The sequence below is a fragment of the Parapedobacter sp. SGR-10 genome (genome assembly GCF_011030405.1).
In the GTDB taxonomy this organism is placed as follows: domain Bacteria; phylum Bacteroidota; class Bacteroidia; order Sphingobacteriales; family Sphingobacteriaceae; genus Sphingobacterium.
Genome location: NZ_JAAJTJ010000016.1, coordinates 71,287 through 93,471 on the forward strand (window position 1 = coordinate 71,287; position 22,185 = coordinate 93,471).

15 protein-coding genes and 1 pseudogene are annotated in these 22,185 nt (G+C 42.0%); 3 read left to right on the forward strand and 13 right to left on the reverse strand.

Annotation, left to right across the window (positions count from 1 at the left end; all coding sequences use genetic code 11):
* Positions 1 to 31 precede the first annotated feature (31 nt).
* The 8 genes from G5B00_RS12190 to G5B00_RS12225 all read right to left on the reverse strand — a co-directional run bounded on the left by G5B00_RS12190 (position 32) and on the right by G5B00_RS12225 (position 11,941).
* Positions 32 to 1,651 carry an NADP-dependent glyceraldehyde-3-phosphate dehydrogenase gene (locus G5B00_RS12190; RefSeq protein WP_163875581.1) on the reverse strand — a complete coding sequence of 540 codons (1,620 nt, stop codon included), beginning with the start codon at positions 1,649 to 1,651 and terminating at the stop codon, positions 32 to 34.
* Between the two features lie 166 nt (positions 1,652 to 1,817).
* Positions 1,818 to 4,286 carry a YfhO family protein gene (locus tag G5B00_RS12195; protein ID WP_163875583.1) on the reverse strand — a complete coding sequence of 823 codons (2,469 nt, stop codon included), beginning with the start codon at positions 4,284 to 4,286 and terminating at the stop codon, positions 1,818 to 1,820.
* A 224-nt stretch (positions 4,287 to 4,510) separates the two neighbouring features.
* The gene (locus G5B00_RS12200; RefSeq protein ID WP_163875585.1) at positions 4,511 to 5,197 is read right to left on the reverse strand and encodes a potassium channel family protein; all 687 of its coding nucleotides are present in this window, start codon (positions 5,195 to 5,197) and stop codon (positions 4,511 to 4,513) included.
* Between the two features lie 15 nt (positions 5,198 to 5,212).
* A complete protein-coding gene (locus G5B00_RS12205; protein ID WP_205966409.1) occupies positions 5,213 to 7,000 on the reverse strand; it encodes a TrkH family potassium uptake protein in 1,788 nt (595 codons plus the stop codon).
* Positions 7,001 to 7,105: 105 nt separating this feature from the next.
* Positions 7,106 to 8,935, reverse strand: coding sequence for a hypothetical protein (locus G5B00_RS12210; RefSeq protein WP_163875587.1), 1,830 nt, complete (start codon positions 8,933 to 8,935; stop codon positions 7,106 to 7,108).
* A 91-nt stretch (positions 8,936 to 9,026) separates the two neighbouring features.
* Positions 9,027 to 9,947, reverse strand: a complete 921-nt coding sequence (gene rsgA / locus G5B00_RS12215; protein ID WP_163875589.1) for a ribosome small subunit-dependent GTPase A — start codon at positions 9,945 to 9,947, stop codon at positions 9,027 to 9,029.
* 21 nt (positions 9,948 to 9,968) lie between these two features.
* Positions 9,969 to 10,997, reverse strand: a complete 1,029-nt coding sequence (gene galE, locus G5B00_RS12220; protein ID WP_163875592.1) for a UDP-glucose 4-epimerase GalE — start codon at positions 10,995 to 10,997, stop codon at positions 9,969 to 9,971.
* 11 nt (positions 10,998 to 11,008) lie between these two features.
* Entirely contained in the window at positions 11,009 to 11,941 is a 933-nt protein-coding gene (locus tag G5B00_RS12225) for a UDP-glucuronic acid decarboxylase family protein (protein ID WP_163875594.1), read from the reverse strand.
* 72 nt (positions 11,942 to 12,013) lie between these two features.
* Here G5B00_RS12225 and G5B00_RS12230 point away from each other — a divergent pair, with 72 nt between their 5' ends.
* Together G5B00_RS12230 and G5B00_RS12235 are read left to right on the forward strand one after the other, a co-directional pair.
* Positions 12,014 to 13,258 carry a 3-deoxy-D-manno-octulosonic acid transferase gene (locus G5B00_RS12230; protein ID WP_163875596.1) on the forward strand — a complete coding sequence of 415 codons (1,245 nt, stop codon included), beginning with the start codon at positions 12,014 to 12,016 and terminating at the stop codon, positions 13,256 to 13,258.
* Between the two features lie 34 nt (positions 13,259 to 13,292).
* A complete protein-coding gene (locus tag G5B00_RS12235; RefSeq protein ID WP_163875598.1) occupies positions 13,293 to 14,306 on the forward strand; it encodes a WG repeat-containing protein in 1,014 nt (337 codons plus the stop codon).
* A 77-nt stretch (positions 14,307 to 14,383) separates the two neighbouring features.
* Here G5B00_RS12235 and G5B00_RS12240 read toward each other — a convergent pair whose 3' ends face one another.
* The 3 genes from G5B00_RS12240 to G5B00_RS12250 form a co-directional block, all read right to left on the reverse strand.
* Complete coding sequence (locus G5B00_RS12240; protein ID WP_163875601.1) at positions 14,384 to 15,835, reverse strand: glyceraldehyde-3-phosphate dehydrogenase; 1,452 nt, start codon at positions 15,833 to 15,835, stop codon at positions 14,384 to 14,386.
* A gap of 146 nt (positions 15,836 to 15,981) precedes the next feature.
* Entirely contained in the window at positions 15,982 to 17,103 is a 1,122-nt protein-coding gene (gene hemW / locus G5B00_RS12245) for a radical SAM family heme chaperone HemW (RefSeq protein ID WP_163875604.1), read from the reverse strand.
* Between the two features lie 100 nt (positions 17,104 to 17,203).
* Positions 17,204 to 19,096 (reverse strand): hypothetical protein, encoded by a 1,893-nt coding sequence (locus G5B00_RS12250; RefSeq protein WP_163875607.1) that lies wholly within the window; start codon positions 19,094 to 19,096, stop codon positions 17,204 to 17,206.
* Positions 19,097 to 19,391: 295 nt separating this feature from the next.
* On the opposite strand from G5B00_RS12250, the pseudogene G5B00_RS12255 reads away from it, so the two are divergent.
* Positions 19,392 to 19,586: pseudogene (locus G5B00_RS12255) on the forward strand (transposase); the annotation flags it as partial.
* A 106-nt stretch (positions 19,587 to 19,692) separates the two neighbouring features.
* Here the strand turns inward: G5B00_RS12255 and G5B00_RS12260 are convergent.
* Together G5B00_RS12260 and pafA are read right to left on the reverse strand one after the other, a co-directional pair.
* Entirely contained in the window at positions 19,693 to 20,148 is a 456-nt protein-coding gene (locus G5B00_RS12260; protein ID WP_163875610.1) for an RrF2 family transcriptional regulator, read from the reverse strand.
* Between the two features lie 142 nt (positions 20,149 to 20,290).
* Positions 20,291 to 21,967, reverse strand: coding sequence for an alkaline phosphatase PafA (gene pafA, locus G5B00_RS12265; RefSeq protein ID WP_163875613.1), 1,677 nt, complete (start codon positions 21,965 to 21,967; stop codon positions 20,291 to 20,293).
* Positions 21,968 to 22,185: the final 218 nt, after the last annotated feature.

The window sequence follows — 22,185 nt, forward strand, 5'->3', positions numbered from 1 at the left end:
AAAAACCTTTTCAAACGCCCGCTTATCTATTTTAAAAAATAAACTTCGTGCTCAGGAAGTTGGAGGTATGCGAGCTCACAATGTCGTTCAGTAACTCTTTATTATCTTCGGTAAACTTGGCCGCAACCAACGAACGTATTGAAAACGAACGTATCGCATCCACTACGGACAATGTACCCTCGGCACTGTCTTTTCTACCGGTGAATGGGAACGTGTCCGGTCCACGCTGGCACTGACAGTTGATGTTCACACGGCTCACCTGATTGACCAGGGGATCGATCAAGGAAGAAATTACAGAGGCACTTTTACTAAAGATACTGACCTGCTGTCCGTGCGAAGAGCCGATAAGGTACTCAATCGGTTCCTCCAGATCATCAAACGGTACAACCGGAATGACCGGGCCAAACTGTTCTTCCCTATAGAGTTTCATCTGTGAGTTGACCGGATAGACAATCGCCGGGTAGACAAAGGACTCTTGGACCTGTCCGCCATTTTCATTGACTACTTTCGCACCATATTTCCTGGCATCTTCGATACATTCCGTCAAATAGGCAGGTTTGTTAGGTTCGGGCAGAGGTGTCAAAGTCACCCCTTTTTCCCAAGGCATGCCATATTTCAGCTTGCTTACCTCTGCGGACAATCTTTTTAAGAATTCCTGTGCGATACTGCGATGTACATAGATGATCTTCAAAGCTGTACAACGCTGGCCGTTGAATGACAAAGATCCCAATACCGTCTCGGAAACCGCCAGGTCCAGATCCGCATCTTTATTGATGATCGCTGCATTCTTGGCATCCAATCCCAATATAGCCCTTAAACGGTTTACTTTTGGGTGAAGCTTTTTCAACTCATCAGCCACACGGCTGGATCCGATCAAGGTCAGTACATTGATCTTGCCAGACTGCATCAAGGATGGTACGATGGCATTGCCCCGTCCGTAGATTGTATTGACAACACCCTTCGGAAAACTTGTGCGAAAAGCTTCCAACAAAGGATAATGCAATAACGTACCGTGCTTAGGTGGTTTGAACAACAGCGTATTGCCCATGATCAGGGCCGGAATCAAGGTTGTGAAGGTTTCGTTCAACGGATAGTTGAATGGTCCCATACACAAGACTACTCCCAATGGTGATCTTCTGATCTGTGCAATAATGCCCTGTTCGATCTGAAAACGTGACGAATCCCGGTCCAGATCCTTCAAAGCGTCTATAGTGGCATAAATATATTCGACGGTCCGGTCAAATTCTTTGACCGAATCAGAAAATGATTTCCCGATTTCCCACATGATCAGCTTGACCACGATATCCTTCTTTTCGATCATCTTGTGTGTAAAATCTTCTACACACTTGATCCTGTCGGCAACACTCATCGTAGGCCATGCACCACGACCATTGTCATACGCCTTGACAGCAGCCTCCAAAGCTTCCATCGATTCCTTTTCGGTACAGACAGGATAGCTGCCGATACGTTTTCGTTGGAGTCCGTCCTTTGTTCTTACACAGATAGGTGAAAAGACTTCACTGATTTGACCTTGCCAGGTCAACATCTCGCCATTTGACAAAAATTCCCTTTGATCGACTTGCTCTTCTAGGGCAAACTCCGCAGGGATATTTTCCTCATCGTAGAAAATACTTTCTAGGTCTAAGCTCATGATAAAAAAATAGGTGAAAAATATTTTTAATAATATTGCAATATTAACACCTAAAATTGGCTTTTCAAAGAAAAATCAATAACAAAACAACGAAAACGTTATCAAAATATCAAAAACCTCATGTTTTGTCATCTGTCGGTCATGGGCTTCTCATGAACAGGAAACCTTATGCTGTCGTCTTTTTCTTCTTTCGTCTATCTAGAACGACACCTCCTATCAATCCAAGTATCAAAATAATAGATCCTATAAAAGAAGCTACATTACTTTGCTTCATCGTAGGTGGATCAAACACAAACTCTACCGTATGGTTTCCGCCGGGTAATTGAAGACCTCTCAAAATATAATTGGCACGGATAATCGGCAACTCTTCTCCATCTACATAAGCCTTCCAACCCTTGTCGTAATAGACTTCGGAGAACACCGCAAACACATCATTTGGTGCCGTGTACTCGTACTTCATGCGGTCGGGATGATACGAAACCAATTTTATATTTGCATTCATAGCCTGTCCCAAGCGTGATACGTTCATTACATTTTTGAACTCATCATGGACAAATGCCTCTTTCGACGGATCAAAACTGTTGATGGCTTGCATTTCCTGGGCATTATCCTGTACAAGGGTCACTTTATTGACAAACCAGGCATTGCCGGCTGCCGAACTCCGCCGCTGGATACGCTCTGCACCATTGTTGGGATCTTTCGTAATCGTATAGCGTACATTGAACATATCCAAGACATCCTCATTTATCGCTCCGTTGAACTGATGTTCCAACAGCTCTTGAAACCGCATCAATTTGGCAGCATGGTATCCCCCTAGACTTTTGTGGAAATAAGATGCCCGCGCATCCGAAAAAGTATTTGTCGTCAGATCAATGACACGATAACTCAGATCCTTGTCCATCCGGATCAATTGATCCACTTCACGTTCTTTAATCGGCGACTTGGAAACTTGCTTATCCACAAAGGTATCGTTGTTAAGGTAGCGCTTATCCACCGACCACAGATCAAACAATGTCAAAATGCCCAATCCGACAATCAATACAGTAGCACTTGCTTTTTTCTTGATATAAAACCATACCAGCACAAAGGCAATGCCTACGATAAAAAACGAACGCCAAGCATCCGCAGAAGCCAATGCCGACCTGTCTTTGATCAGGGCACTGGACAGCTTTTGTGCTAAATTGTTGTCCCCAAACTGTTGCCCTAGCATGGCCACAAAATCATTGTAGGTAGAAGGTTTGAAATGTAGAAACAGTGAGGGCATCACGGCTACTACAAGACATAGCCCCCCGACCCCAACAAAAGTATACAGTACTTTTTTATCCAAATTGGGAATTTCTTTGCCCTTGGTCAATAGCTCATTGACGGCCAAAACGGCCAATAGAGGAATCAATATGGACACAATGACCAATATGGATTCTACAGCTCTGAACTTATTGTATAATGGGAAATAATCAAAAAACAGATCGGAGATCAACGGAAAATGACGACCCAAAGACAGCAACAAGACCAACGCACCGGCAGAAAGAATCCACCATTTCAACCTATCTTTTACAATAATCAAACCCAGTATAAACAGGAAAAACACGCCCGCACCAAAATACCAAGGTCCTGATGTAAAAGGTTTTTCACCCCAATAAGTCGGTAGATTATGCACCATTTCCATCGCTTGGTTTTTTGGCACTCCAAGGTCTGTAAAAAATTTAACGGACTGCGAATTTTCGCCCAACACCCCGTAGGATTTCCCTCCATAGGCATTAGGTATCAGAAAGGTGAGGTTCTCCCCAACACCTTGACTCCAGTCATAGGCATACTTCTTGTCCAAACCTCCTGAATTGCCTCCCTCATCTGTCTTAACAATATTTGCTTTGCCACGTATAGTCAACTTACTGTACTCGTACGTAGGGAACAATACAGAAGCATTGATCGCTATAGCTAGCGCTGCCGCAACTACCTGAAAGCCCGTGGCCTTTACAAATTGAGGTATTTTTTTGTCTCTTATTGCATAGTACAATTCAAAACCTACCAGCACCAATAGGGCAATGAAAAGATAGTAGGTCATCTGTATATGGTTGGCTCGGATTTCCAAAGCCAAAAACAACGCCAATAGGAATGCGCCCCAATATTTATGACCACGATAGGTCAGAATGACGGCACCAATGATAGGGGCCATATAAGCAATAGCATAAGCTTTGTTGATATGGCCGGCCTCGATATAAATAAAATTATAGGAAGAAAATGAAATAGCGATCGCACCAACTGCGGCCAGCCACGGGCGGACACGAAGCACATTCAATAAAAAATAACTCCCCAATAAAAACAACAAAATGACATCTGCCGGCTGTGGAAATGCATATCGAATAGCTTTGCCGATATAAGTCGTAATATTTTGGGTATGTTCATACCAAATTTGGTAAGTCGGCATCCCCCCAAACATCGAGTTCGTCCACTGCGGGGCATGGCCATCTTTATCTTTGTATTCAAAAATCTCACGTTGACTGCCCATCGCTTGTACCACATCCGATTGGGAAAGCGCTTTTCCTTGCCAAACCGGTGAAAAGTAAAAAAAGACAAGCACAAGAAATAGGGCACAGACAATAAGATGGGAGGAATTTTGCTTAAACCAATTTTTCATTCGTGTTTTTTATTTTTTTTAATGGTAAGAAGCCCTCTAAAATTTTAAACTTCTTTTTTAATAGGTCAAACTTAGATAAAATGCTTCGCATTCACGAACCGATCCGCCAATTGACGGAGGCCATTGGATACAAATATAAATGAATAATACCTATAGCAAAAAATATTCATGAGTAATTTCATCAGAGAGGCACATGCCAGTTGCAAATAAAAATTGGCGCCCCATCAATTTCCCTTTTCAATTAGTTTTTTGATGTCGGAAAGTTCCCCAAAAAGTACCAAAAGGTCATTTTCCTGCAATACAGTATCTGACTTGGCTATACCCGAAGCCTCTTTGTAGGATATAGGCGTTCCCTTTTCCATACGTTCTGTGTCGGTCAAGGTGGTCAAGACGATGACCTTGTATTTATTTGTCAAATCGGCTTCCCGCAGCGACATACCTATATACTTCGGCGGCACACGTGTTTCGATGATACTGTATTTTTCCGAAACCTTAAACGAGTCCACAATATCGATATTGTCCAGTCGCAGTGCCAGCCGTTCGGCAGCTTCTTCTTCGGGCATGATATACTCGTCGATCTGCATGGCCTCCATAACCGTCTGCTGCAGATCGGACACCACACGGCCGATGATACGCTTTACACCCAATTGTTTGACCAGAGCCGTGGTCAGCATCGACGCTCCCTCATCCTCGCCAATAGCAACAATGACCGCATCACTATCTTTCAACGGTAACGAACTGACAGCCTCTTTATCCGTCGTGTCCAGACATATGGTATGTGTCACTTTATCCTTCAATTGTTCCACAATGGTTATTTTCTTGTCTGCGCCTATTACCTCATGGCCCAGCTCAGTCAAATGAATGGCCAATGACTTGCCAAAATGTCCCAAACCTAACACTATATATTTCATGGCTTCCCTGTTCTTTTAGAATAAAACTTTTTCAGTCGGATAAATATAACTCTTGTTTTTTGTATTCTTGATAAATGCCACCAGCAATGTAAGTGTACCGACACGCCCAACAAACATCGTCACGATAATGATCAGCTTGCCCATGGGACTCAGCGAAGGTGTGACTCCCAGGCTCAAACCACAGGTAGTATAGGCTGATATCACCTCAAACAGCAGTTTTTTCATTTGTTGCTGTGGATCCGAAAAGTTCAACAGTACAAATGACAATCCAATAGTCAACACAGAAACCACAATGATGGCAAAGGCTTTCTGTACTGATTCGGGCGCAATCTGTCTTTTGTATATCTCTATACTCTCCTTTCCCCTTGCTAGAGCGACTATATTCATCAATGCTATAGCCACGGTGGTTACTTTTACTCCTCCACCTGTCGATCCGGGAGAAGCTCCTATCCACATGAGTGTCGTGATCATGATCAATGTAGGCATACCGACAAAATCTAGGTTTATGGAATTAAAACCTGCCGATCGGGATGAGTTTGCCATAAAAAAGGCTGTCACCCATTCGCCCACTACACTTTTGTCACCTACCAGCGAGTGATTCCGCTCCATCAAAAAATAGGAAAGGGTGGCCAATACAATGACAACAATATTACAGGCCAGAACAAACTTAGAGTTGTATCGAAATATTTGGGCTTTATATTTTGGATTTTTATGAAAAACATGCCGGTTGATCCATGCCTTTACTTTCGCCCGAAAGTATGTATAAAAATTGTACACCGTACCAAAACCCAATCCTCCCAAGATAAAGGTAATAGCCAATACCAGCTGAAAACTGTAATTGAAGCGGTAAGCGCTGTGCTGTATCCCTTCATTTAAAATGGAGAATCCCGAATTACAAAATGAAGAAATAGCATGAAAAGCCGCAAAAAACATACGATCGCCCACCGAATCAAAAAGTGCTTTATCTAAGGTAAAAAAAATCAAAACTGCACCAATGAATTCAAAAAGCAATGTAATGAAAATAATCTTCAATAAGGTAGAGATGACGGAATTGAGCTTGTTCTCGCCTAGGATTTCACCAAACATCAATTGATTTTTGAACGAAAATCCTCCTGAGAAGAAATACCCAAAAAAGCCGGTAAATGTCATGATTCCCAATCCACCAACCTGTATCAATATCATCATGACCGATTGGCCGAACAATGTAAAATTGGTCGAAATATCGGTCACGGACAGTCCTGTAATACATACAGCGCTAGTCGCCATAAAAAGGGCATCCAAAAAACTTAATGGTGCTGTTTGCGTCGTTCGCGGCAACATGAGCAGCACAGTACCGATCAGTATCAATGCAATAAAGCTGATAACAAATAAAATAGTCGGGTTGAAATAAAAATTGTCGAAGAACAGGCTCCGCTTGGATAGTTCGGATAGAAATATGATTGCAATGCCCAGATAGATCCACTCACTTTTGGCCAGGAAATCCAATGTATGTACACTGGTCCACCGCGCCACGACGACCAACAAAAAGTAGAAGATAATCAGCAAGGCAGAATAATGTGAAACGCCGACTTTGTTCCACGCAAAAATAGAAGACAACACACGAAACAGCTCACAGGCAAACAAGGCATAAAACATGATACGTATAGCCTGAAAAGTATATTGGGCAATCAAAGGGGTAGTGATATAGCCTACGTGAATGATGACGGTCAGTGCACAGACCAAACTCACATAAAACATGATTTGGTCTACAGCCTCTGCTCGATACCGAAAGATATATTTTAAAAAACTAACGATAGCTCTCATGGTACAATAGTAGCAATATCGCTACTCAAAACCGAATTATTGTCAATCATTTTCAAGCATCTATCAATTTATACTATACAAAGATGTATCATATCAATGAGTTTTCTATTTTTGTTCCTCCTCACGGTCTTCTTGAACATCCGTTTCCTCTTCTTTTTCTTTCTTCTTAAAAATATTCTTAAAAAACTTCCCGGTATCCCGTACAACTTTCTTGGTTCCCTTGACAACATTTTGCGCCGTATTGGCTGTTCCCATCAACCGCGCCTCCCGTTCGGGGCTTATTCCAGCACACTGTTTGATGCCTTCCAACATGCTTTGCCATAGCGTCTTGAAAAAAGGATATTCTGCAACCCGAGTATAATCTACCTTTCCAATAGTGTATTTTCCGTCCGCATCAGGATTGCTGTTGTTGATGATAATTTCATTGACCAAGAAAGACGCTAGCTTCTTGGCTTTCTTCTCCTCGCCTTTTTCAGGCTTATTCAGTAAGTTTATTTTTAGGTCATCGTAATCGAACCGAAACTCTCCCCAGTTCTTATAGTCGTTGCCTTCCATATTGAAAGCCACCTTATGTATATTGCCCGATGCAATCTCCACATTGAGCAAAGGTCTCAAAATCCGGTTGAATGCAGTCGCTTTCATCGTACCTAACATGCCCTTGTAAGTATGGAATCCCTGCTTGCTCAACATATTAAACCCAAATTGTGCATGCAACGCACCTGTCCCCATAATCTTGGCACGAAGATCTGCACGCATATATTTATTGTTCCTTAACCTCGTCGTATCATTGGTCACGTTGGTCAATAGACCATGCGTGTGGTCAAAGCTGATAGCTCCTTCTTTACTATACTTTGCACTGAATTCGTGATACGTTACCGATACATTGTCCACAAACACAGTGTCTATTGCCAACAATTTTTTCAGCTTCATCAATTCTTGATGAGGGGAATGACCGATTTTATTGATTGGCCTTTTCGGATAGCGTTTATCCGCGAACAAATCTACTGATCCGTTCTTGAGCTGTATCTTGGCCGCGATGGTCTGCTGATCTTCGATAAAGCGCTTAAAATCCAGTTTTTCAAAACGCAAAGTATCAAACTTAAGGACGGCCATGGTCACGTTCTGTTTCTTTTGCCGAAAAAAAGCCACTTTCTTCATCTTGGGAGCATACTCCACTTTGGTAAACAGCACATTTTGATCCCTCGTATTGATTCGGAGATCTTTAAACTTCGCTTTATAGAATCCATCCGGCAGCTCATATTCAAAAGATGGTATCTGCACATCGACCATCTTGGTATAAAACAAGCGTGTCGTGTCGGCCAAAGACGTCTCATCCACCAACACATCATGTACCCGGATATTGACCTTATCCAGGCTGATATCCGAACTCTTGCCTTCCTCTATTTTTGAGTATTTAAAACGTATATCATCTACCTGTATATCCTTTACATTGATAGAAGTAAACATATCTTTGATGCTCTCATAAAGGGTTTGCGAAGGTTTGTCCGCGATCGTATCGTTAAAAGCATGGTATTCGCTCATCAAATGTATTTCGGGTTCATCAAATACGATAGTCTTGATATTCAGTTTTTTGGAAGAAAGTACATCCATCAGACTAAAACGGCGGACTTTCAAGGCACCAATCTTGATATGATATCTATTATTGGGGGCTGTCTTAAGCAATATCATCTTTTGATAAACCGCTGAATCGGGCACCAGCTCGGCACGCGATAGCGTGGCATTGCCTAGTCCTATATTAAGGTCCAAGTCCTCGTATTTGAGCGAATACAGGCCCCCTGTAGAATTATGAACCACTTCCTGGAGCTTGGCTTCGACGATAGGACGCCAATTGCGACTATAATACCAGGTCACAAGGACCACTGATAGTATAAGGAGTATGACGATGCCTGCTATCCATTTCCAAAGAAGCTTCATACGAACTTTTATGTTTATGTCTATAATGGTTTAAACAAGATCGAAAGGGAATTGTTTTTTAGTCCACGGTTTAAAACCTTGGACTAAAAAACTATCCTCTATTATCTTCATTGTGGTAAATACTCAAATAGCTATCGTATCTGGAAGGCTCGATCTTACCCTCTTCCACCGCTTCAAGCACCATACATCCCGGTTCGTTGATATGTCTGCAATTGTTGTATTTACAAGTGTTCAACAGAGCTCGCATTTCTGGAAAGAAGTGGGATAGTTCGTTCTTTTCTATATCTACAACACCCAACTCACGGATACCGGGGGTGTCGATCAGCCAGCCCCCAAACGGCAAATCGATCATCTCGGCAAAGGTAGTCGTGTGCTTGCCCTTGTCGGACCATTCAGAAATATTGCCCGTACGGAGCTCTACTCCGGGCACCAAACTATTGATCAAGGTCGATTTGCCCACGCCCGAATGTCCGGATACTAATGTGACCCTATCCCTTAACAAGTCCTCCAATACCCCTATATTGATCTTTTCCAAAGCCGAAACCGCAAAACATGCATAGCCGAGATTTTCATAAATGGACATATATTCATCCAACAGCACCAACCCCTCTTCACTAAATAGGTCTACTTTATTGAACACCAGCATAGCCGGAATATCGTACGCCTCAGCCGTTACCAGAAATCGGTCAATAAACCCAAGGGAAGTTGGGGGGGAGGCCAAAGTCACGACTAAAACAGCTTGGTCAAGATTGGCTCCAAGGATTTGTGTTTGCTTGGAAAGATTGACCGACTTGCGGATAATGTAATTCTTTCGGGGCTCCAAGGTATGGATCACGGCACTATTGTGATCGTCTTCCCAATCAAAATGTACCCAATCACCTACCGCGATAGGATTGGTCGTCTTGATACCCTTAGTTCTGAACTTCCCTTTGATACGACATTCGTATCTATGGCCATCATCACCCAATACCTGATACCAACTGCCTGTCGACTTTGTCACCAACCCTCTCATAATCTCAACCTCTTCCCTACATTATCCAATAGGATGCTCTTTTAAATATTTTTCCCAGGCCCATGCAGAAGCCATCATCTCGTCAATGCCAAGTTCGGCTTTCCACCCTAGTTCTTGGGACGATTTGGCTACATCACCCCATACTTTAATGATGTCCCCTTCACGGCGGGGACCAATGACATAATTCAGTTTTTGTCCAGAGACTTTTTCAAAGGCTCCAATGGCTTCCAAGACCGAATACCCGTTCCCGGTTCCCACATTGAACACATCGTATTTACCATTTGGATTGCCTTTTTCCAACAATTGGATAGCGGCCACATGGGCTTTGGCCAAGTCCACGACATGAATAAAATCACGGATACACGATCCATCCGGTGTATCGTAGTCATTTCCAAATACCGTCAGTTTTTCACGCTTGCCAATAGCTGTCTGCGTGATGAAAGGCAACAGGTTTTGAGGCACTCCAATGGGCAGCTCACCAATCAATGCCGTATGGTGTGCACCCACAGGATTGAAATAACGCAAAGCGATCACATTATAATTATCGTAAGCATTGGCTGTTTCTTCCAATATTTCCTCGGCAATCTGTTTGGTATTACCATAAGGAGAAGCAGCTTTTTTGACCGGTGCAGATTCGGTCACCGGAAGCTCATCCGGCTCGCCGTACACCGTACAGCTTGACGAAAACACAAAATTGACGGGCTTGTCCTTATAGGCATTCAATAGATTGAGCAACGAAAAAAAATTGTTGCTATAGTACTTTAAGGGATCTATAACGGATTCGCCTACCGCTTTGGAAGCTGCAAAATGGATAATCCCGGTAATATCGGGGTTGTTTTGTACAAATGTCGTTGTTTTGGCCGTATCACACAGGTCAAATTGATGAAATTCGGGTTTTACACCGATAATTTTTTCGATTTGATCCAGGATCTGAACACTGGAATTGGATAGATTGTCCACAATCACAGGGGTATAACCTGCCTGAAAAAGCTCTACAACAGTGTGTGAACCTATATAACCTGTTCCACCGGTAACTAATATTTTACGCATAGTTTTTTATATTACAAATTTTTAAAATACTCAATTGTTTTCAACAATCCCTCTTCCCGATTGACCTTTGGTGTCCAGGAAAGAAGTGTTTGGGCTAATGTAATGTCAGGTCTTCTCTGCTTGGGATCATCCATCGGTAATTCTCGAAAAACGATCTTGGAGGTACTATTGGTCAGACGGATGATGTCCTTTGCCAGCTCCAATATAGTGATTTCGTCTGGATTCCCAATGTTGACAGGTAGATGGTAGTCGACATGTAGTAACCTAAATATGCCTTCAACTTGATCAGAGATATAGCAAAACGAACGGGTCTGCATCCCATCGCCATAGATAGTGATATCCTCTCCCCGCAGTGCCTGCTCCACAAAAGTCGGCAATGCCCGTCCATCTTCCCTCCGCATACGGTGACCATACGTATTGAAGATACGTACAATACGGGTATCCAATTCGTGTGCATGGTGGTAGGCCATGGTCATGGCTTCTTGAAAACGTTTGGCTTCATCGTAAACTCCCCGAGGGCCTACCGGATTGACATTCCCCCAGTAGTCTTCGGACTGAGGAGACACCAAAGGGTCACCATATACCTCCGATGTGGATGCCACGAGTATCCGTGCTTTCTTGTCCTTGGCAAGACCAAGTAGATTGTGCGTACCGAGCGAACCTACTTTTAAGGTTTGGATAGGCATACGCAGATAGTCAATAGGGCTAGCCGGGGAGGCAAAGTGCAGAATATAGTCCAGCTCACCTGGGACATGTACAAATGTAGTGACGTCATGGTGATGAAACTCAAAATTTTCAAACTTCAGCAAGTGTTCGATATTGTGCAGGCTACCCGTGATGAGGTTATCCATAGCAATAACGTGATACCCTTCCTCTATAAAACGGTCGCAGAGATGTGAGCCCAAAAATCCTGCAGCTCCGGTGATCAATATTCTTTTTCGCACACTCGATTGCACTTGGTCGTGAATTTGAAAAGGGTTTAATATCTTTGACGAAGATAAGTAATATTTCACAATATGCGGTTATTATATGACCTTGGGATTCGGATGTATGGCCTATTGGTGCGTATGTTGGCGCCCTTTTATCCCAAAGCAAGGCAATGGGCCGACGGAAGGAAAGGCATCTTACAACATATCAATCAAACGGTTGCAGCAGGGCAAAAATACATTTGGTTCCATTTTGCTTCTCTGGGCGAATTTGAGCAGGGAAGATCTGTCATGGAGCAGATCAAAAAAAATTTTCCACACGAAAAAATCGTAGTTACTTTTTTTTCCCCGTCGGGTTATGAAATCCGCAAGAATACACCTTTGGCCGATTATGTCTTTTACCTGCCCGAAGATACACCTGCGAATGTGCGGCGATTTCTGGATATCCTCGATCCTAAATTAGCTATTTTTACAAAGTACGAATATTGGTATCACTATTTCAATGAACTCCATAAACGCAATATCCCCCTGTTGATGATCTCAGCCATTTTTCGGGAAGAGCAGTTATTTTTCAAACCTTATGGTGGTTTCTATCGTTCGATCTTGAAAAAAGTATCTTTCTTTTTCACGCAAAACCTCGACAGTGTGCATATGCTGAAATGGATCGGTATCACACGTGCTGGATTGGCGGGCGATACACGGTTTGACCGAGTGGTGGAATTGCCCGGACAGCACAAAACCAGACCCGAAATAACAACCTTTGTGAACGGTCGTCCCATATTGGTTGCCGGTAGTACATGGCTACCCGACGAAGAAAAATTACAAGTGCTAAAGGAGCTGTACCCACAATGGAAATTTATCCTGGCTCCGCATGAAATTGACGAGGGGCATCTTCTTCAGATATCGAAACTGTTTTCCTCTTCGATTCGTTTTTCCGAATTGGCCACGTCCACGACAGAAACAATACAAGGTGCACAAGTACTCATCATCGACAATATAGGCATGCTTTCTTCGTTGTACTATTATGGAGATATTGCCTACATCGGCGGTGGCTTCGGTGTCGGTATCCACAACACATTAGAGGCAGCAGCCTATGGCATACCCGTTATTTTTGGTCCGAAGTACGAAAAATTTCAAGAAGCAGTAGATCTGTTGGTATTCGGAGCAGGTTTCTCGATAGGCAACAAAGAAGAATTGCAAAAAGTATTCGCACATCTTATGGATACGGAAAAGAGGAAGACAGCGGGCGAAGCGGCAAAAAAATATGTACAACAGCGATCCGGTGCTACACAGATCATTATGAAATACCTGGAAACGGAAAAACTGTTAGGGTAAATTATCCAAGTTTCAAGAAAATAAAAAAAAGTATATGAAAGGTCAGCAGCTCACTCTACTGTTGTTAAGCATGTGTTGGTCCATGGCTGTACGCGGACAACTATACTATTTTTCCAATGCGGACAGTACCTTGATCGGTGTACGAAATGCGCAGGGGGATACGATCATTGCTCCGGCTTTTCCCTTATATGGTTTTCATCCCGTGGATTCCATAACCGAAGCTACGATTGAGTTTAACGTTCTCCCTTTTGGTATGGATTATGACTTTTCAAAACCTGCCATCCCAATGGGCGCCGTATATGATCGCATGGGGAAGTTCTTATATTATCCACAGTTCTTTGACAATGGTCCGGATTATTGGCAGGAAGGATTAAGAAGATATGCTGAAAACGGAAAAATCGGTTTTGCTGACCGCTTGGGCAATAAGGTAACGCCACCCGGCTGGGAATTTGCCGAACCATTCAACTATGGCTATGCAAAGGTCTATGATGGCAAATTGAAGAAAGTGACCTTGGCCGGAGGCGAGCATTGGACTATTGCACCAAAGGAAGACAGAGATACCTTGAGGTTCCATCTGATCGATCGAAATGGCCAGCTTGTCCATCCTTTGCCATCACAGCAGAGTGCAAAAGATTATCTTTTCGAGAGCAAATATTATCCATATCCTTTTTCATATTCGGCAGAGGAACAATCCATCGTAGACAGCGTAAACCGTATTCAGGCATTGAGCCTGATCCATGGATTGCCTTACGTCCCTTATAAGGCAAATAGAAAACTACAGTTTGAATTGACAGAACATCCCAATCTCTATTTCCCTTACTATGTGTTAGCAGGTTTTGACAATCAGCGGTTGATCGACAATTTTTCCGTGCTCGTTCACCAGCATACCAAGGCTATATATATCATCGGATGGCAATATAGCGATAAGCCGAAGCCCTTGCACAAATGGATATTGAATGAATTGGAGCAAGGTTTACGGATCGAGCGTCTGGACGACTCGGTCATAAAACGAATTCGGGAAGAGGTCACTAAGTATAAAGGCAGTTAGCATTATTCTACAGGAAAAAAGCCACCTCCAAGGAGGCAGCTTTTCAAAATTAATATAAGAAAATTGAAATTGGACAGTTAATAATAGGTGTATCGCCGTACACCTGCGATATGGCGTGCCAGTCGCATGACTTGATGCGTATATCCATACTCATTGTCATACCACACGTAGAGGATGGCATGCTGCCCATCGGCAGAGACGATGGTTGCCGGGGCGTCCACCACTGATGCAGCAGTCGTGCCGATAATGTCCGAAGAAACCAATTCCGAATTATCCGAATAGCGTATCTGCTCTACCAGTCTACCTTCCAGTGCCCCTTTGCGCAGTATGCCCTTGATGGCTTCAACGGATGTCTCTGTGCGGAGCCGGAGATTCAATATGGCCAACGAACCGTTGGGCACGGGCACCCGAATTGCATTGGATGTAAGTTTTCCTGCCAATGGCGGTAAGACTTTGGCCACGGCACTTCCTGCTCCGGTCTCTGTGATGACCATATTCAATGCTGCTGCACGTCCACGCCTTGCCTTCTTGTGCATATTGTCAACCAGATTTTGGTCATTGGTATAGGAGTGTATAGTTTCGATATGTCCACTTTCTATCCCTAAAGAAGCATGGACAACATCCAGTATAGGACAGATGGCATTGGTCGTACAGGAAGCGGCAGAAAATATTGCAGTCGTCTGCGTATCAATACTATTTTCATTGACTCCATACACGATATTAGGCACACCCTTGCCAGGAGCCGTCAACAATACCTGAGCGGCACCTTTAGACAAAAGATGTCTGGACAATTGTTGGAGATCACGATAAGCGCCTGTATTGTCCAGGATGAGTGCCTGCTGTATACCGTATGCTGTATAATCGATTTCCTCCGGCGATGCCGCAGAAATCATATATACCGTCGTCCCATTCATGATGAGCGCATTCTTTTGAACATCTATTTCAACTTCTCCTTCAAAATCACCATGTATAGAATCATTCCGTAGGAGTGTCGCTCTTTTTCGCAGCGTGTCCGCGTCGATATGATCCCGCGTCACAATGGCCCGCAATCGCAGTTGCCGGCCTCCACCTGCCTTACTGATGAGTTCACGTGCCAAAAGACGTCCAATGCGTCCAAATCCGTATAGCACCACATCCCTGGGATCAAAAGATTCATGCTTATCGGCGCCCAGCAATTCATTTTTCACAAAATCCGGAAGTTCGTCTTCGGAAATCCGGTTCTCTCGCATTTTTAGCGTCAATTTGCCTATATCGATGCGAGAAGGCGCAAGATGAAGAGCATGTACTGCCTCGGCCACCCTCAAGGTTTCATCAATATGCAAAGGACGATCATTCGTAAGCGCTGTTGTGTTTTGGTGTAGGTTCAAGATGACGCTGACACGCCGATCAATCAGTTGGTTTCTGAAAAGTACTAGCTCAATAGACTTATTGAACCATAGGTCACTGACAATTTTTATAAAGTCTACAGCTTTATTTTGTTTGTCTTTATAGCTTTTGATCTCCCCTTCAAAAGCTGCTGGTTGTATCATAACTTTTTTTGTAAAGATTATGGGACAAACTTAGGTATAATCCAAAGTAAAAACCAAGTACTATTGAAAAATTAGTATTTTGCAAATTACTTTAGGGTATTTCATTGGCATAATTTCAATAAAAACGTCAAATTTATACCATATTATCAAAGAATAAATAATTGGGAGATAATGTGGTCAGCTATGACCTTTCCCTGATCCGTCAATACTAGTGAGGCATCCTTATGGAGCATTTGTCCTTTTGACAGAAAAGGATGTACCTCCGCCATCAGATTATGAGACACATCTTGACCAAACTCCTGTTCAAAATAGATCATATCAATTCCCCACATCGTTCGCAAGGAGGTCATAATATATTCGTTTATCCGATCGTGAAGACCCAGATCCTCCGTTTCGTAAGCCGGTTGGCCCTCTTGTACAGCAGCAATATATCGCATATTATGGGCAATATTCCAACTGCGTGACCGACCATTGTAGGAGTGTGCCGAAGGACCTATACCAAGGTAATGTTTACCCTTCCAATAGTTAGTATTATGCTGGGCATACATTCCCTTTTTTGCAAAGTTGGATATCTCGTAATGTTCATAACCATATTGGGTTAAGGTGTCCATGAGCACCAACATTTGTTCCGCACTTTGTTCCTCATCTATAGGGGCCGATTTTCCCTGACGGATAAAATGAGCCAGGGCTGTCTTTTTCTCGACCGTCATGGAGTACGAAGAAATATGGGGCACCTGCAGATCGACCAAACGCTGTATATTGGAATTCCATTTCTCATCGGTCAATAACGGATAACCATAGATAAGATCACAGGTAATGTTTTCAAAACCGGCATCCTGCACCCTTTTGATGGATGCATCTGCTTCCTGGGCATTATGAGCCCTATTCATCCACTTTAAATCCTCTTCATAGAAAGACTGAATACCTATACTGAGACGATTGATAGGTGTAGAACGGAGGGCCTTTACTTTATCGATATCCAAATCATCGGGATTGGCTTCTAATGTGATCTCTGCTTCAGCACTAATCTCAAAATGCGCTGCTACACTGTCGATCAGCTTTTGGATCTCATCTACGGGCAGAATGGACGGGGTACCTCCACCAAAGTAAATACTATGTACTGTCCTATCTTGTAGATAGTCTTGACGAAGGCCCACCTCCCGGCGCATAGCTACAAGCAGGTTATCCATATACTTTAGCGAAGTGGAGAAATGAAAATCACAGTAATGGCAAGCCTGCTTGCAGAAAGGGATATGGAAATAAATCATGGGTACCCGGTTTCTATAGAGCAAAGGTGTACAAATGAAAGGGTAAAATACTAAAATCCGCAACCAATTGTTGCGATTTATGTTTCATTAATATCTACTTTTAAAACATAAACTCTTTCAATGATTTATATCCCAAATTCTCCATTAATACATCCCAATTTTTAGGTAGATCTATTTTAACGCTATAAAACGCTCCTCCTGGTATTGTTTGCACTTTATTTCTATCACTATCACCTGCAACAATTATTGAGGTCATTCCTTTCTCCATAACAGAAACTGTCAGCACCTTTTTTTGGGAGTTAACATTTTCAAATTCAAACCATTTAGGTAAATCAGTAAGCTGAGCATTTTCCTTTCTGTTAATATTCGCTTGATATTGATTGAAGGTATATTTCTCATATTGCTGGCTACCAGGATTAGCCCAATAATTGGCATAGGCTCGCATATAAGAAGGACGCCGAGCAGTCTTTATCAACATATCTTCCAGCCCACCCTTAGAATAAGATTTCGAAAGATCTCTTGCCACAGATTCAGTAACTAATAGAGTTCTATGAACAGTTGGATTAGTCGCTCCTAGTGCGTTCTGTTGCTTTTCGGTTATATCCCAAGATATTAGCTCAATTATTTTGTCTGGATCTGGAGTTGCTGGAGTGAGATTATTCCCCCACAATAATGCTGAAGCCGCAGTAAACACATTATCATGAATAGAAAATCCCTTTTGAACGTGATAAGGCATCCATCCTATTCTTTCACACGCCAATTCATCTTCCGAAAAAAACCAAGGCATTAGATATCCAAAAGTTCCCATACGATTCTCTTTTATTGAATAGCCCGAAAAATTTAATAATGCCAAATTTATAAATCGTCCTATAGTCACGTTATTGGGATTGCTTATCATACCTTGACCACTATCCAACCCTAGCTGACGTGCTAGTGGACCATTAATCCACCCATATGGAGTCCATCCATGAGTACTAGATAACGGTCTTCTGTAGTTCCCATTAGACATTGCTTTGGTATAGGCTATCAAGATGGGCATATATTCTGGCTTGCAGCCTGCCATCACACCATTTACTGCTACATGCCATGTTAATATCTCTCTATTTGAGGGAGGGACAGTGTTTATTACTTGATCCCAAGCATAATCTGTATATTTCAAAAAATCTTCAATTCTGTCCAATGTAGGAGGAACAATTGGAAATCCATCCGACCAGTTGTTATCAACAAAATAGTTATTCACTTCCGTGTAAGTGCCACTAAAAATGATATCCTTAGGATTATAAACAGTCTCTTTATCATATTTTTTTAATTCATCCTCTGTAATACCTTTCATTAGGGCATCTATTACTTGTGGAAAGACAATTTTTTGCGTATTTTCTATCAATTCTTCTTTAGTATGAGAGGTAAATGCTCCTGGGTATATTGCAACACGAGGGGCTGATAAACCTTTAGATATACTTGTCGAGATTACTAAATTTGAAAAGGATGTAGCCGCTATAGTAACAGCAGGTATACCTATATATTCAGCAGAAATACTATTACCTACTTCTTTCAAAGTACAGATACCACATCCGGCATTTCCAGAAATAACAGCTTGAATCCCTAGCTCTTTTAATTTACTTTGAAATTCTTTTACTTGACGACTTTGAGGAGTGTATTGGCCCGCATTGCCAATTTCATTTAAAAGATAAACTTTTGAGTTTGGAAATCTTTCCAGAAATAGTCTTTTTAATTCAATATGAGTGATGTGAGCATTAAAACTTCCGCCTACTAAGGCAATATTTATTCCATTTAGTGACTTTAATCTTTCGCTTTGTTTAATTGGATTTAGTTTTGTCATCCCCGTTGGGAATACTATTCCATAAATTGGATCATGTGTAGTTTTTGCAATGTTCTTGTTAATAGGATCTATACCCTCTTTTGCCATGCCCATATTAAAGTTAAAAAATAAGGTACAATTAGAGAGAAGCAATAAAATAATATTTCTAATCATAATATTTAAGTGGTTTTATTTTATAAAATTCATTACTTGAAATGTCAATATTTATTTAATAGTACTTCTTGTATTATAAAATGTGAGTTGTAAAATACGTTTATCTTTTTTATATAGCAGATATACCGACTTAGACTTGCAAAATATTCTTAGGTTTAAGAGCCTGTTTAAAATGCTATTCAAATTTTCTATTTTCATGCTCAACCTTGGTGAATTGCGAAGCTTGCCTAACGTAGGCAATCATTCATACACTACACCTATGATTTATAGATCCGATGTTGCATCAGCCCCACATTCCACCAAGGAAACACTCAAATGGGTACATATCGCCATCAGCAACGCAAAACGGACATTGCTGGGCAATTACTATAAAATCAAAAGGAAGTACCTACAGCTGTACCTCAACGAGTTCATTTACAAATTGAACAGAAGGTGTTTCGGTGACAAATTATTTGACAGACTGGTCATTGCGAATATAACAGGTGCGTAACGGATAATCAGATTGTCTAATTATCATCTTTATTTTATATTCTGATGGCTTTTTTTGAAGGAAAACAAAAGGTCAATAAACAACCCAGTACCTTGTTAGTGTGGAACTACTCTTGGGTTTGAAGGTTTCCAAAGTATCCCAGTTCACCTTCTTTTTTGATCAACGAAGCGATGCTGGTATCGTTGAGGATTTGTAACATCGCATTGCGTACGTCGACAAAAGTATCCCGTATTCCACAGGCATGCTCCTCCACACATTCGTCACAAGAACGGTAAAAGTTCAGACTGACACAAGGCAATAGGGCGATAGGACCATCGATAAGGCGCATGACCTGTGAAAGATAAATATCTTCGGGAGCCTTATTCAAGCTATAGCCTCCGCCAGCTCCTTTTTTGGAATAGAGAATGCCCGCATTGCGCATCTCCAACAGGATCTGCTCTAAGAATTTCTTCGGAATCCGTTCCTCTTCTGCGATCCTTATAATCTGCATAGGGTCCTTTCCGTAATTCCTACCCAATACCATTAAGGCTTTGATGGCGTATTTTGTTTTCTTAGAAAGCATAATCTATATTTTCCCAAACTTACATAAATTCATTTTTATATGCAATATAATTGCGACCGCATATAAAATGGATTTATGTAATTCTCCTCTGCCTTTGAAGGCTCTTTTTATAGAGGAAAAATACAAAAAATCCTGCAATATTCTATTGTCCCAAAACTTCTGTAATAGGTTTACCTATATTTCCGTTTGGCTCCATGACATGGAGTAATGAGGCCAATGTGGGAGCAATATCTACTATATGGACTTGTTTGTTGCTTACCCCCGGTTTGATACCCCATCCCATAAATATCAATGGTATGTGCGAATCATATGCTGACCATACGCCATGCGATGTTCCAGGACTTCTGGGCGTACCGTTATACCATTGGGGTTCTGCAATGATTTGAATCGCTCCGCTTCTCTTCCTGTTGTAGCCATTGATTATCTTTTCCCGTATAGGAGCAGGAATAAACATATCTCCTGGATTTGCTGTTTCCATGTCGATAACGTAAGCTACACCCTCCTGTTTTTTTAAATATTGGGTAATGACTTTTTTGATCGCATCCATATCCAATTGCAACGAATCAATTTTATCATAATTCAAATGCACCTGATAGTTGAGAACACTACGTATGATCTTACTGTGTCCAAATTTGCTTTGCAATTCTTTATCCAGTTCACGTTTAAACTGGCGTGTAAACAAATAGCCTCCGTTGCCCTTGTTGTCCGTATAAAACAACGGATTATAGGAGGCGGCATGATCAGCCGTAAGGAAGACAGTATAATTGTCTTTTCCTACCCGCTCGTCCAGATACCTTAAAAAGGTGGCAATATCTTTATCCAGTCGAAGATAGATATCCTCTATCTCTACAGCCGTCAAAGAATACCTATGACCGACATAGTCCGTCGACGACAAACTGACACACAGAAAATCCGGCACACCCGGCTGGTTCTGCCCCAATTTTTCATTTTTTATGGCCTCTTTGGCCATATCCAGGGTCAAGGCATTGCCATAGGGAGTAGTTTTGATAAGCTCCAGGCCAACATCTTTCATCAGCTCGGATGTACGATGCGGAAATGTGGCGGTTTTCTCTCCCGGCCATTTGCCTTCGTATCTGTTGTCATCGGCAATACTATTGACATAAGTATCTATGGGGTAAAGTGTATTCCAATCTTGTTTTAAGTATTTCTCCGCCAATTTTTGTGCATTGAATTTCGTCACCCATTGTGGTAAGTTTTGCATATAAAATGTACTGGAGATCCAATTGCCGCTCTTACTGTCAAACCAATACGCTGCATCCGCAAAATGTCCCGCAGGAAGAATCCTTCCACGATCTTTAATGGAGATGCCGATGACCTTTGATCGAAAATTAGTAGCCAATTTGACCTCATCGGTAATCGTGGATGCCAACAAATTACGCGGTGACTGTTTGCCTTCCTTTTCGTTAGCTCCTATTCCTACTCCCTCTACATCATCATCCTGCGTGCAGTACATAGACTGTCCGGAGGATTGAAGCATAAAGTTGTTGCCCGAAATACCATGAATAGAAGGAACTGAACCGGTATACACCGAACTGTGCCCTACTGCCGTAAAAGAGGGAATATAATTAATAAGTGTGTTTTCGCAAGAAAAACCGTCTCTAAGCAAACGTTTGAATCCGTCTTCGCCATAACGGTCTGCAAAACGATATAGGTATTCATAACGCATCTGGTCAACCATCAACCCGACAACCAGCTTGGGCCGCTGTACCTGAGCACATGCCATGGAGGCAGCTAACAATGTAAAAAGTACGATAGCGAGAGGATATAAGAATCCGTTGAAAGGAATTTTTTTAAACATAACTACTTGTCCGATTAAGTATTCTGTACAATTTTACGGTATAAAATATGTATTCAGAAAATTTTAAGGTAAAAGTTTTTTTACCAAACATATAATAATGGATGGGTAGGCAAGCAAAAATTTTATAGATGAGGATGATCGATAGTTAGCATATCGGAGAAGAATAAACAAAAACGGCCCCACGGTATATACCATGGGGCCGCTGCATACAGCAAATA